At 44.5% G+C, this 13175-nt stretch carries 9 protein-coding genes; 6 read left to right on the forward strand and 3 right to left on the reverse strand.

All coding sequences use genetic code 11. The features are described from left to right. Position 1 precedes the first annotated feature (1 nt). Positions 2-598 carry a TNT domain-containing protein gene (locus tag EAH55_RS07075; RefSeq protein ID WP_121809070.1) on the reverse strand — a complete coding sequence of 199 codons (597 nt, stop codon included), beginning with the start codon at positions 596-598 and terminating at the stop codon, positions 2-4. Positions 599-856: 258 nt separating this feature from the next. Between EAH55_RS07075 and ligA the strand changes: the two genes are divergently transcribed. From ligA to EAH55_RS07105, 6 genes are all read left to right on the forward strand, one after another. Next, entirely contained in the window at positions 857-2872 is a 2016-nt protein-coding gene (ligA, locus tag EAH55_RS07080; RefSeq protein WP_121809071.1) for an NAD-dependent DNA ligase LigA, read from the forward strand. 129 nt (positions 2873-3001) lie between these two features. Then, complete coding sequence (locus EAH55_RS07085) at positions 3002-3232, forward strand: hypothetical protein (protein ID WP_112574970.1); 231 nt, start codon at positions 3002-3004, stop codon at positions 3230-3232. A gap of 83 nt (positions 3233-3315) precedes the next feature. Further along, entirely contained in the window at positions 3316-5766 is a 2451-nt protein-coding gene (locus EAH55_RS07090; protein ID WP_121809072.1) for a DUF5686 and carboxypeptidase regulatory-like domain-containing protein, read from the forward strand. A gap of 284 nt (positions 5767-6050) precedes the next feature. After that, entirely contained in the window at positions 6051-6749 is a 699-nt protein-coding gene (locus EAH55_RS07095) for a hypothetical protein (RefSeq protein ID WP_121809073.1), read from the forward strand. Positions 6750-6882: 133 nt separating this feature from the next. After that, the gene (locus EAH55_RS07100) at positions 6883-8262 is read left to right on the forward strand and encodes a M16 family metallopeptidase (RefSeq protein WP_244228116.1); all 1380 of its coding nucleotides are present in this window, start codon (positions 6883-6885) and stop codon (positions 8260-8262) included. Between the two features lie 17 nt (positions 8263-8279). Next, positions 8280-9611: a M16 family metallopeptidase gene (locus tag EAH55_RS07105; RefSeq protein WP_112574967.1), complete on the forward strand. Its 1332-nt coding sequence runs from the start codon at positions 8280-8282 to the stop codon at positions 9609-9611. 260 nt (positions 9612-9871) lie between these two features. On the opposite strand, the gene EAH55_RS07110 is transcribed toward EAH55_RS07105, so the two are convergent. After that, positions 9872-10975: an AI-2E family transporter gene (locus tag EAH55_RS07110; RefSeq protein WP_121809074.1), complete on the reverse strand. Its 1104-nt coding sequence runs from the start codon at positions 10973-10975 to the stop codon at positions 9872-9874. Positions 10976-11377: 402 nt separating this feature from the next. Continuing rightward, the gene (locus EAH55_RS07120; RefSeq protein WP_121809076.1) at positions 11378-12859 is read right to left on the reverse strand and encodes a glycine--tRNA ligase; all 1482 of its coding nucleotides are present in this window, start codon (positions 12857-12859) and stop codon (positions 11378-11380) included. Between the last annotated feature and the right edge of the window lie 316 nt (positions 12860-13175).

Below are 13175 nucleotides of genomic sequence, written 5' to 3' on the forward strand. Positions count from 1 at the left end.
TTTACTGTTTTACTTCTTCAATGAAACCACCGGCCTTAAGGTCATTAACAGTGGCTGGTACTTCATACTGGGTGCCTAAGCCTGGTTTGCCAAACCATGGGATGATTTTGCCTTCCCTTACTTTGGCTATCGGTTTCAGGATCTTATAAATTTTGTAAGGTTTGCTCAGGGTGTTATCCGGCAAAGCACGCATGGGGAAAGGTACACCTTTTGGCGATACAAAGGTGCCTTTATCCTGAAAAGCGCCTGCATCATCTGTGTAGCCACCGTAACGGTCAATCAGCACACCTTTTTTAAGGGTAATAATGATCAGGTTTACGGCGCCTCGGTTTGGGGGCCAACCGCCGTTAAGGTTGTTCCTGGTGAAGAATTTTTCAAGGTCATCCCATTTCTCTGTTTTGAAGAACACCCAGGCCGAATCGGCAAGTGGTTTTTTTGTGCTGTCGGCGAAATCGGCTACGGAGCTTTTAAAATCTTCGTAGGTAACTCCGCGTACCGGTAAGTGGTGCGCCTTTGCAGGATGATGTGGTTTGGTTTGCGCTGCCGCCAAAAAAGGCATCAGCATTACGGATAGGATCAGCAGTTTAAGTGTTTTCATTCGATGTAGTTTTTTGTTCGATAAAACTACATTACCCGGTGCTTTTATGAAAGGGTATTTATGTATTTATTTTATTCATATTATATGCCATATCATATATACAGTCGTTACTGTTGCCGGGTGTAGGGTTGGTGTCCGTCCGTTCCGGGAGTAAGGGTTGTTTTCGACAGGGCGGACGATTGCAGGAAACCAAAGCTGTTGCATTGGTATTTGCCATCCACAAAAAAACGAATAGAGGAAATTATTACCTTCGTAGCTATGTCATCAGCTGAAGCAAAAAAACAAATAGAGGCATTAACGGCCGAACTTAAACAGCACAATTACAATTACTATGTGCTGGCTATGCCAACCATTTCTGATTTTGATTTTGATAAAAAACTGGAGCAGCTTAACAAGCTTGAAAAGGAATACCCTGAATTTGCCGACCCGGATTCGCCAACACAAAGGGTAGGCGGGGATATTACCAAGGAGTTTGTGACCGTTAGGCACCGCTGGCCAATGCTATCGTTAGGTAACACTTACAATGAGCAGGAACTGCTTGATTTTGATCAGCGAATCCGCAAAGCCATTGGCGATAATTTTGAGTATGTATGCGAGCTTAAGTTTGACGGCCTGAGCATGAGCCTTACCTATGAGGACGGCAAACTGGTACGCGGTGTTACCCGTGGCGATGGCGTACAGGGCGATGAGGTAACCACTAATATTAAAACTATCCATACCATACCAAAGCGTTTACACGAAGGTGAAGGCTATCCTGCTTATTTTGATATTCGTGGCGAGGTGTTTATGCACCGTAAAGCTTTTGACAGGCTTAACAACGAACGTATTGAAAACGGGGAGGTACCTTATGCCAATCCCCGTAACTTTGCTTCAGGTACAGTAAAAATGCAGGATTCGGCTGAGGTAGCCAAACGCCCGCTTGATTGCTTCCTGTACTTTCTGTATACCGAAAAACCATTATTTAAAACCCATTGGGAAAGCCTGCAAGCGGTTAAAACCTGGGGTTTCCATACCAATGAGCATAGCGAGCTTTGCCCGGATATCAATTGCGTGTTAGCGTTTATTAATAAATGGGACAAGGAGCGCTTTAACCTGAGCTATGATATTGATGGCATTGTTATTAAGGTAAACAATTACTCACAGCAGCAGGAGCTTGGCTTTACCGCCAAATCGCCACGCTGGGCTATCTCCTATAAGTTTAAAGCCGAAAGGGTGGAGACCGAACTGCTTGAGGTAAGCTACCAGGTTGGTCGTACAGGTGCCGTTACCCCGGTTGCCAATTTAAAGCCTGTGCTGCTTGCCGGTACTACGGTAAAGCGTGCTACGCTGCATAATGCTAATGAAATTATCCGTTTGGATTTACATGAGGGCGATACTGTTTTTGTTGAAAAAGGCGGCGAAATCATCCCTAAGATCATCAGCGTAAACCCCGAAAAGCGTAAGGCTGATGCTGTGCCTGTTATTTACCGCACTACCTGCCCGGCCTGTTATACACCGCTTGAACGTAAGGAGGGCGAGGCCGCGTTTTATTGCCCTAATGATGAAGGTTGCCCGCCGCAAATTGTTGGCAAAATGCAGCATTTCATCGGTCGTAAGGCTATGAATATTGATGGCCTGGGCGATGAAACTATCGAAACCCTGTATGGCAAGGGCTTTATCAGCCATATCAGCGATATTTATGAACTGCATACCCATGCCGCCGAATTGAAGCAGATGGGCCGCTTTGGCGAAAAATCTATCAATAATATGCTGGAGGGTATCGAGGCATCTAAAAAAATGCCTTTTGAAAAAGTGCTGTTTGGTTTAGGGATCCGCTATGTGGGCGAAACGGTTGCCCGTAAACTGGCTTTCCATTTTAAGTCGATAGATAAACTGATGGCAGCATCGGTTGAAGAACTGACCGCTGCCGAAGAAATAGGCGAACGCATAGCCCAAAGCATCACCGAGTATTTTGCCGGCGATATCCACAGGGAGGAAATACAAAAACTAAGGGAGCAGGGCCTGCAGTTTATTGCCGAAGAAAAGGAAGTAATACTGGCCAGCGAAAAGCTTGCAGGGATGAACTTCATTATCTCGGGAACATTCGAAAAATTCTCGCGAGATGAGCTGAAAGATATCATTGAGCAAAACGGCGGGAAGATTTTGAGCAGCATTTCGGCTAAGCTTAATTACCTGGTTGCCGGCGACAATATGGGACCTGCAAAGCTCGAAAAAGCCAATAAACTTAACATCCCGATTATCAGCGATGATGAGTTGATAGCATTAATAAGTTAACATATTTGGTTTGTTCATTTTATTCATTGAGATGATTTTTTTATTTTTTTTACTCAAAAATTACGTAATTTGTAGTACCCAAAGGGCTCCCCATAATTAATTAAACGTACTATGTCCGAATAATTTGCTATGGATAAATTTATACAGATACAGCCGAATATTTTTTGTGAACCGTGTAAGGATTGTGGTGAAAGGCCAGTAATACAACAGGTTAAAGGGAAGTTTGTAGTGAGATGCCCTAAAAATAAATCACACTACCAAACAAAGTCAGGTTTGGTTGATATCAACGACTGGAACCTTAAAAATAAACAGCATCCGCCGCTTGGCAATAAAGAAACTTCAAAGAAAAAGGCATCCTAACCGGGTGCCTTTTTACATTATTTAACAATTTGGGGCTGTAACAATCAATTAATAAACTTCATCTTAGCATAAACATCTGCTAAATGAAGCAAGCCCTAATCGCGCTATTTTTACTTCTTAATTTTTCCTCATACGCCCAGCAATTCAGCATTAGCGGTAAAATAACCGGCGACGACGGTAAGCCCATTCCTTTCGCTTCTGTATTTATAAAAAATACCACTACCGGCGTATCTGCCAATAGTGAGGGAACGTACTTGTTGCGTTTAAATGGCGGCAGGCAAGAGATCCAATACAAGGCGGTAGGTTATGCCCAGCAAAGTAAGATTATTGACCTTGCTGCCAACCAGGTGATCAATATCAGCCTGCAAACAGAAACCTACCAGCTTAATAATGTTACCGTACATGCCGGGGGCGAAGACCCTGCCTATGCCATTATGCGTAAAGCTATTAAAAAGCGCAAAACCTACCTTAACGAAGTAAAGGCTTACACCTGCGATATCTACATTAAAGGCCTGCAAAAGCTGCTGGCAGCGCCTAAAACCTTTATGGGTTTTGATGTGCAAAAGGCTACTAACGAGGCCGGGCTTGATTCAAACCGCCGCGGGATAGTTTATCTTTCCGAATCAGAATCAAAATACAGTTTTATCAGGCCCGATAAGGTTCATGAGGAGCAGGTATCCTCAAAGGTGTCGGGCCGTAACAGGGCGTTCAGCTTTAACCGGGCGTCGGATATGGCGGTTAACTTTTACCAGAACTATGAAACCTGGCAGGGCATGAGCAACCGCCCGCTGGTATCGCCTGTTGCCGATAATGCCATGTTTTATTATAACTACAAATACATAGGTACTTCGGTAGAAAACGGCGAAACCATCAACAAAATTGAAGTGATCCCCAAACGGGCGCACGACCCATGTTTTGAAGGGGTTATTTATATTTTGGATGATAGCTGGCGTATTTATGGCCTGCAGCTTTACATCACCAAAAAGGCTAACATCAATTTTGTTGATACCCTTAAAGTTAATCAGCAGTTTTTCCCGGTGAACGACAAGGTATGGATGACATCATCCATTAAGTTTGAATTTACAGGAGGCTTGTTTGGTTTTAAACTGGGCGGCTATTTTATCTCGATCTATAAAAACTACAACCTTGATCCTGATTTAAACAAATCCGATTTTAACGAGGTACTCCGGATTACCAAAGGCATCAGCAAAGATACCGCCTACTGGAGCCAGGCTCGACCAATTCCGCTTACTGCCGAAGAGGTTACCGATTATACCAATAAAGATAAACTCGCAAAAAAACGCGAATCGAAAGAATACCTCGACTCGCTGGATAAAGCCAATAATAAATTTAAGCCGGTAAACCTGCTCTTTACAGGTATCAATACCCGCAACCGCTATAAAAAAGAATATTTTCATTACGATCCCATCATCGGGTCCCTGCTTTATAACACAGTAGAAGGTTGGGCCATTGATTACGGAGCATCGTACAGTAAGCTGATAGATACGGTTAATAACCGCTATTTTATGCTGAACGGTAAGGTGCGTTATGGTTTCGCCAATCATTTGCTAAACGGATCGGCAGGTGTGGCTATCCCGGTTATGCAGCGGTTTACGCTGGGTTTAAGCGGAGGATCGGATGTAGTTGACCTGAATAATCTGGCCCCGATGTCGACTTTTGTGAATACGGTTCATAGCCTGCTTTCACAGCAAAACTTTAAGAAACTATATCAAAAGCAATTTGCATTGGCATCGCTTTCGGGCAGGGTAACCGGTGGTTTGCGCGGTAGCGCTTCGGTTGAATGGGCTAACCGCAAAGCTTTGTTAAACACGGCTTCGTTCAGTGTTTTTGATCCGCACTCGCACCAGTTTGATTCAAATAACCCGTTTGATCCTAATCATAATACGCTCTTGTTTCCCGAAAACCAGTCGTTCACGGTAAACCTGCAGGCCAGTTATGATTTCAGCAACCGATATGAAACCTACCCGTCGGGCAGGCGTTACCTGCCATCAAAATATCCAACCATCAGCGTAAATTATACCAAAGGCATCAGCAATGTGTTAGGCTCGGATGTTAACTATGATAAGATCAGCGCGGATATCTCCAAATCAGATATCAGTATGGGCTTTTATGGCAGCAGCTCGTTCTTTATTGGTGCCGGTAAGTTTTTGAATACCAAAAGCGTATTCTTTCCCGATTATTTTCACTTTGCAGGTAACGAGGTGCTTTCATACAAACCAAGGCTAAACCGCTTCCTGATGCTGGATTATTACGATTTCAGTACTCCGGATAAATACATAGAAGGGCACTTTGAGCATAACTTTTCCGGCTTTATTACCAATAAGCTCCCGCTCATCCGCAAGTTTAAACTCCAGGAGATCATCGACGTGAATTACCTGTACACGCCTACACTTAAAAACTACACCGAGCTCGGTTTCGGTTTGCAATACCTTAATATCCGGTTGATGTATGGTGTATCCTATAATGGCGGCACCGAGGCAAAATCGGCGATAAGGTTGGGGATAAGTCTTTGATTTAGGTGAGTGGTTGGTTTTTGGGTGAATGCTTGTGCGACCAATATAACTTTATCAACTACTCATCTAATCAACCATTCACTTAATCAACTCTTGTGCGTCCGTCCGTTTAGGGGAGTAAGACATTTTACGGCCAACAGGTGGACAAAAATAAAAAGCGTCATTGCTTCGTACCTCGCAATGATGGGTTGGATAGAAGTTTAGCCAAAGCAATCTATCAGGGCAATCCTCTAATCCTGAAAATCAGGGTTCAAAAATTCAAATCAACGGTTTACCTTTGCCACATGATCAAGAATATCTTTCCCTGCTTAATAATCATGCTTGTGGCTTTTGGCTGCACTAAAAAGAATGTACCGCATTACACCATATCAAGGGTTACCAAATCAGATACTGCTACCAGTCTTACCGTTAAAATAGATGGCAGGCTTAAATGGGCTGAGTTGCTGAACATTACTTCGCAAATTAAGGCCGATAGCGCTAAGCTGAGCAACCTGCAGCTTAACTTTTTGCTGCCGGGGCATAATGATAAAAGTACCGGAGCTAATACTTTTTATGCCGTAGCTCGTTACCCTAAAGGAGATAACGTTACCATGCAGGATACCACTAAAGATGCCGACGGAAATACTGTCAGGTTAAACATCACAGGTATCTCGGCCGAAAAAGCTAAATACCTGCTGGGCTTAAATCCAACCGATTTAGATGGAAAAAACATCATTGGCCGGTTCATTGATGATAATAATCACACCGTTATTGTGCCATTTACTGATATGGCAGGCGGTAAAAAGGAAACTTATATTATTGAGCTGGATACCACCGGCACTGTAGTATCGCGCACTATACCGCTTATGGATAACCGCGATGGCGTTGAAAAACTGCATGTAAGCCAAAGTGGCGACTATATCACCATAAAAGATAGTGTACTTACCCAATACGCTGCCCATGATATGGGCTTGCCTTATAATAGTATTAAAGCCGGTATTTAATTGCCGGTTTGCAAATATGCCAAAATCACCACAGGCTTAATTTGATGTTAAAAAATTGGGGATAAGCGGTTAAATCATTCATTTGTTTGAGATTATACCGATATATTTATAGTGTTAAAAATATTGTAAATATATGAACCGAAATTTTATCAAAATTTTTGCATTAGGCGTAGCCGCGGTATTTAGTGCCTGCATGGCTACTGCCCAGGTGAGGCTGCCGGAAGGCTACTTCCTTAAAACATTGCCAAACGGGCTGGATGTGCTGGTTATAGAAAACAGCAAAGTGCCTTTAACCACAATCGAAATAGCTGTTAAAAATGGTGCTTACACGGAAGGCCCTGAGTACAGCGGTCTGTCGCACTTGTTTGAGCACATGTTTTTTAAAGCTAATAAGGATTATCCAACCCAGGAGAAGTTCTTGAAACGCACGCAGGAGCTGGGCGCCATCTGGAATGGTACCACCAATACCGAGCGTGTAAACTACTTTTTTACTTTTGACAGGGATAGCCTTAAAGCGGGTTTAAAGTTCATGAACGCCGCTATCCGTTTCCCTATTTACCGCGAGGAGGATATGAAGAAGGAGCGCCCTGTGGTTGACGGCGAGTTTCAGCGTGCCGAAAGCGACCCGGGTTTCCAGCTTTGGTATGGCATGCAGCAAAAGCTTTGGGGCGATCTCATCACCCGTAAAAACCCTATCGGTATCCACGAAGTGATCAACACGGCTACGCCCGAAAAAATGATGATCATTAAGGATAAATATTATTTCCCTAATAACAGCTTGCTTACTATTTGCGGCGATGTTAAACATGACAATGCCTTTGCCCTTGCCGAAAGCATTTTTGGCGACTGGGCCAACAGTGGTTTCGATCCGCAAACCAAGTTCCCAATCCCGGCATTTAAGCCTTTAACCAAGCCCGAGTATTTTGTTAAGGAAGCAACCATTGCCCAAACACCTTATATGGAGTTTACCTGGCAGGGCCCTTCATATCCAACAGACTCTGCCGGTACGGTTACTGCCGATGTGTTTTCGACCATTGTGGGCTTAAACTCATCAAAATTACAGCAGGCTTTGGTTGATAAAGGTTTGGCAAGCGGTGTTTATGTAAACTACACTACAAGCCGCTACGTAGGCCCTATTGATATTTTTGTGGTGCCTAACCCCAACAAGCTTAAAGAGTGCTATACCGAGCTGATGAACCAGGTAAGTATGTGGAACAAGGATGATTACTTTACCGACGAGCAAATGGCTACCGCTAAAGCTATCCTGCACCGTAACGATATCCACGCTAAAGAAAAACCTTCATCGTTACCAAGCCAGATCAGCTACCAGTGGTGCAGTACCTCGTTTAACTTTTATACCGATCTGGATGCCAACTATCAGAAAGTTACCCGTGCCGATATTAAAAAGTACCTGGAAACTTACATCGTTGGCAAACCATACGCTGCCGGTTTGATCATAGCGCCTGAGTTAAATAAAACAGTAAACGCGGCTTCATTTTTTGCAGCCAAGTAATTTAAAACTACCTCATCATGATGAAAAAATATATAATTGCCCTGCTGGTAGCAGCGGCTATAGGAAATACCGCTAAGGCGCAAAAACAGGCCTATGAAACCACGGTAGATGGCGTAAAGGTTATTGTACAGCCAAGCGGTAACGATATTGTTGAGATCCAAACCATTATAAAAGGCGGTGTGCAAAACTACCCGGCTACCAAAGCAGGTATCGAATCGTTAGCCATGAGCGCCCTTACCGAGTGCGGTACCTTAAAGCACGATAAAAACAGCTTTAAAGATGAGCTGGATAAGGTAAGCGCCACCGTTTACGGCAGCAGCAACAAAAACTACTCGGTAGTGCGCATGAACTGTATTAAAGGCGACTTTGACGTGGTTTGGCCTTTATATGTTGAGGCTATTACCCAGCCTAAGTTTGATGAGAAAGAGTTTGCCCGCATTAAGCAGGATGCCATCAACAACATTAAGCAGGAAGATTCACAGCCCGATAACGCTATTGATAAATATGCCGATAAGGTAGCCTTTGCGGGTACCAACTACGCTAAAGACCCAAGCGGAACAGTGCCTATTGTTACAGCCTTAACCCCGGCCGAAACTAAGGCTTATTACCAGTCGATATTAACTAAATCACGTATGGTGATTGTTGTGGTTGCCGATTTGGATCAGGCTGCTATCGAAGGTAAGGTAAAAGCAATGCTGAGCGGTATTAAACAAGGTTCGGCTTTCGCGTTCAAGAAATCTACTTTCCGTACCGAGAAAAACAGTATCGCTGTTGAAAAACGTGATCTGGCTACCAACTATGTTGAAGGTATTGCCAGCGGGCCTGCTGCGGGTACGCCCGATTTTAACGCCTTTAACGTAGCTATGCGCATTTTCTCGAACATGCACTTTTTAGAGGTACGTACCAACAACGGCTTATCATACGCGCCTCAGGCATGGTTTAGCGCCGGTCAAACATCAACAGCCCGTTTCTCGGTATCAACCACCGAGCCTGATAAATACATTGCCGTATTTGATAAACTGGTCGAAAAAATTAAACGCGAAGGCTTTAAAGCCGATGACGTTGCCGACATGAAGGTTACTTACCTTACCGGTTTCTACTATAAAAATGAAACCAACAGCGCCCAGGCATCGTCAATAGCAGCAAACGAAGTACTACACGACAACTGGAAACGTTCATTAACCATGGTTGATGACGTAAAGAAGCTAACTCCGGATGACGTAAGCAACGCCTTCCGCAAGTATATCAACAACATTGTTTGGGTATACCAGGGCGATCCTAAAAAAGTAAACCAACTGCTATATATCAACGGAACGCTGCACAACGGCGATAACCCGGTGATGCATTAATTTTTTTAGTCATTTGCTGCGCGGTCATTGAGTCATTTTTGCTGCGCAGTCATTTGCTGCGCGGTCATTGAGTCATTTTTGCAAAGCAATCATTGAGTCATTAACAATTAAACACACTATTTATAAAAAGGAGCGAGAAATATTTATTTCGCTCCTTTTTTATAAATACTCATCAAAAATGGCAGCGCAGCATAGTGACCTAATGACGCACAGCAAAAATGACTCAATGACCGCGCAGCAAATTGACGCGCAGCAAATGACTATCCCTCCGGTAGCACCGCCTTTTTCCTGGTTCTGCTCCAGCCGGCGCCTTTGGGTTTGGTGGGTACGGTATCGCCAAGGAGTTTTCCCCATGGCTTCAGGGTATCTATCCTGTCGAAGATGATTTTGAGTACCGCTACAAAGGGGATAGAGAGAAACATGCCCGATAATCCCCAGAGCATGTTGCCCAGCAATACTACTACGATGGATATCAGCGCGTTGATCTGCACTTTTGATGATACTATGCGCGGCACCAGGATATTGTTATCAATAAACTGAATTACCATATAAGCAATGATCACCCCTAACTGTGTGCTGTAGCCATCTTTGGTAACCGTTGCCATCAGCACGGGCAGGGCAATGGCTATGATGCCGCCAATGTAAGGCAGCAGGTTAAGGATAGCGCCGATAACGCCTATCAGGATGCCATATTTAACGCCTAACAGCATCAATGCCGCCGAGTTCATGATAGCTACTATCAGCATCTCAATCAATAAACCCTGTATATAGCTTTGTATGGCCGATTTGGTTTCTTTAAGCACCTCGGCAACCTGTTTGGAGTTTTCTTCAGAAAATACCTCGAACAGAAAATTAAGGATCAGTATTTTATAAAACAATATCAGGAATACATACACCGGTACAACAAACACCAATCCAAAGGTGCTCAGTACATTGCCCAGCGTGCGCCCAACCAGCGCCTGACTGTTATCCATAGCATCTTTAATAAGCTTATCCTGCTTTTGAACAGAGTAGTTGAAAGTAGTGGCAACCCAATCTTTAAAGGTGATGAACAGCTCGGCAAACTTCTTTTTAAGCATGGGCAACGAGTCGCCAAACTGGATGATCTGGGTAGAGAGGAAGTAGAACAATCCCGCCAGTAAAACAGCGCCGAGCAGCATGGCTAAGCCTATGGCTAATATCTTGGGCACCTTGCGTTCTTCCAGCCAGTTAGTTACCGGGTTTAGCAAAATGGCAATAAAAGCGGCAAAGGCCAAAGGGATCATGACATCTGCCAGTTGGGCAAACACATAAACCAATAAAATCAATCCGAAAAGTATAACGGTACTTTTAAGATAAAAGGGGTATTCTTTAACAGCAGGCATTGATGCAGGGGTTTTAACACTGAAAGGATCAAGATAAGCAATTGTTTGCTTCGCAGATAATTAAGCGGGTTTTATGCTGATTGGGTGTCCGTCCGTAAAGGGGAGTAAGGGTGGTGATGGACTGGGAGTGGACGGGAAAAAGAAAAATTCCCCTCTTTCGAGGGGGCGCGGAGTTGCGAGCGGGAGCAGGGGTGTGTTTATACTGCGTTTATTTTCTGGCGATGAAACACACCTCTCCACCCCTCTCAAGAGGGGAATCGCGCTATGCCCCCGCTTTTCTCCTCGCAAACAAAAAACGTCATTGCGAGGTACGAAGCAATCGCGAACTGTACAGGGCGAACCTGCTTATCGGGGATTGCTTCGTGCCTCGCAATGACGCGGTGGAGATTTTTTTGAAGCTACTTACGCCAGCACATTCCTCCAGCTAACCTGATCGCCTATGATCTTGTCAAGCTGATCGGCAGGAACACGTTCCTGGGCCATGCTGTCGCGGTAACGGATGGTTACGGTATTGTCTTCTAAAGTCTGGTGATCTACAGTGATGCAGAAAGGCGTACCAATAGCATCCTGACGACGATAGCGCTTGCCTATAGCGTCTTTTTCTTCGTACTGAATGTTGAAGTCCAGCTTAAGTTTATCCATGATCTCGCGGGCTTTTTCGGGCAAACCATCTTTTTTGGTAAGCGGGAAAATAGCGGCTTTAACCGGTGCCAGGCATGGGTGCAGGCGTAACACGGTACGGCTGTCCTGTTTATCTTCGGTGCTCAGGTCTTCCTCTTCGTAAGCGTTGATCATGGTAAGCAGGAACATCCTGTCTAAACCTATTGATGTTTCAATTACGTAAGGCACATAGTTACCGTATGGTTTACCTGTTTCAGGATCAACCTCGGGGTCAAAGTATTGCATTTTTTTGCCCGAAAACTTTTCGTGCTGACTTAAATCGAAATTGGTGCGGCTGTGGATCCCTTCAACCTCTTTAAAGCCAAACGGAAACTCAAACTCAATATCATAAGCGGCATCGGCATAATGGGCCAGTTTGGTGTGCTCATGGTAACGGTATTTGGCAGCATCGGTACCCAGGGCAAGGTGCCATTTTAAGCGGGCGGCCTTCCACTGGTCAAACCACTCTTTTTGTGTGCCGGGGCGAACAAAGAACTGCATCTCCATTTGTTCAAACTCGCGCATGCGGATAATGAACTGGCGGGCAATCACCTCGTTACGGAAAGCTTTACCAATTTGCGCTATACCGAAAGGGATTTTCATCCTGCCCGATTTTTGCACGTTAAGGTAGTTTACAAAGATACCCTGAGCTGTTTCCGGGCGAAGATAGATGGTATCGGCATCATCAGCTACGGCGCCCATCTGGGTGCTGAACATCAGGTTAAACTGGCGTACATCTGTCCAGTTGCGGGTACCGCTTATAGGGTCGGCAATTTCGTGTTCAAGGATCAGTTCTTTCAGGCGAGGCAGGTTTTCGGCTTTCAGGGCCTCATCCATATCGTGCTGTAGTTTTTCGGCCTTATCGGTTTTACCGTCTTTGCTGTAGCGCTCTATTTTATCTTCCAGCAACTGATCGGCACGGTAACGTTTTTTTGAATCTTTATTGTCGATCATCGGGTCGCTGAAGCCATCAACGTGACCGCTTGCTTTCCAGATCTTAGGGTGCATAAATATGGCCGAATCAATACCTACAATGTTATCATTCATTTGCACCATGGCTTTCCACCAGTAGGTTTTGATGTTGTTTTTAAGTTCGGCGCCGTTTTGGCCGTAATCATAAACTGCACTTAAGCCATCATATATCTCGCTGGAAGGGAACACAAAGCCATATTCTTTGGCGTGTGAAATAACATTTTTAAAAAGTTCGTCGGTTGATTTGCTCATAATAGCTGCAAAGATAATTTTTGATTTCGGAATTGAGAATTTTTTAGGGGGTGCAATCCATTCATCACGGCGTCATTGCGAGGCACGAAGCAATCCCCTACTTACAGAGCAGCTAAGCAATTCCCCCTGTACAGTTCGCGATTGCTTCGTGCCTCGCAATGACGTGGTGGTGGAGCGTCATTGCGTCCGTCCGTCTCCAGGTGCCCGTTGCTAATATTCGGCGCGAACACCCGAGGGCTTGTCCATTTATGATTTTAGGAGTTGGACTCGACCAGACGGACGGACGTACAGATATGTTGTGAATGATTCTTTAATA

The organism is Mucilaginibacter kameinonensis (assembly GCF_003675385.1).
Lineage (GTDB): Bacteria > Bacteroidota > Bacteroidia > Sphingobacteriales > Sphingobacteriaceae > Mucilaginibacter > Mucilaginibacter kameinonensis.

Bases quoted from the DNA above. Each gene is read 5' to 3' on its own strand.
- EAH55_RS07075 (WP_121809070.1), bottom strand. From the start codon at position 598: ATGAAAACACTTAAACTGCTGATCCTATCCGTAATGCTGATGCCTTTT.
- ligA (WP_121809071.1), top strand. From the start codon at position 857: ATGTCATCAGCTGAAGCAAAAAAACAAATAGAGGCATTAACGGCCGAA.
- EAH55_RS07085 (WP_112574970.1), top strand. From the start codon at position 3,002: ATGGATAAATTTATACAGATACAGCCGAATATTTTTTGTGAACCGTGT.
- EAH55_RS07090 (WP_121809072.1), top strand. From the start codon at position 3,316: ATGAAGCAAGCCCTAATCGCGCTATTTTTACTTCTTAATTTTTCCTCA.
- EAH55_RS07095 (WP_121809073.1), top strand. From the start codon at position 6,051: ATGATCAAGAATATCTTTCCCTGCTTAATAATCATGCTTGTGGCTTTT.
- EAH55_RS07100 (WP_244228116.1), top strand. From the start codon at position 6,883: ATGAACCGAAATTTTATCAAAATTTTTGCATTAGGCGTAGCCGCGGTA.
- EAH55_RS07105 (WP_112574967.1), top strand. From the start codon at position 8,280: ATGATGAAAAAATATATAATTGCCCTGCTGGTAGCAGCGGCTATAGGA.
- EAH55_RS07110 (WP_121809074.1), bottom strand. From the start codon at position 10,975: ATGCCTGCTGTTAAAGAATACCCCTTTTATCTTAAAAGTACCGTTATA.
- EAH55_RS07120 (WP_121809076.1), bottom strand. From the start codon at position 12,859: ATGAGCAAATCAACCGACGAACTTTTTAAAAATGTTATTTCACACGCC.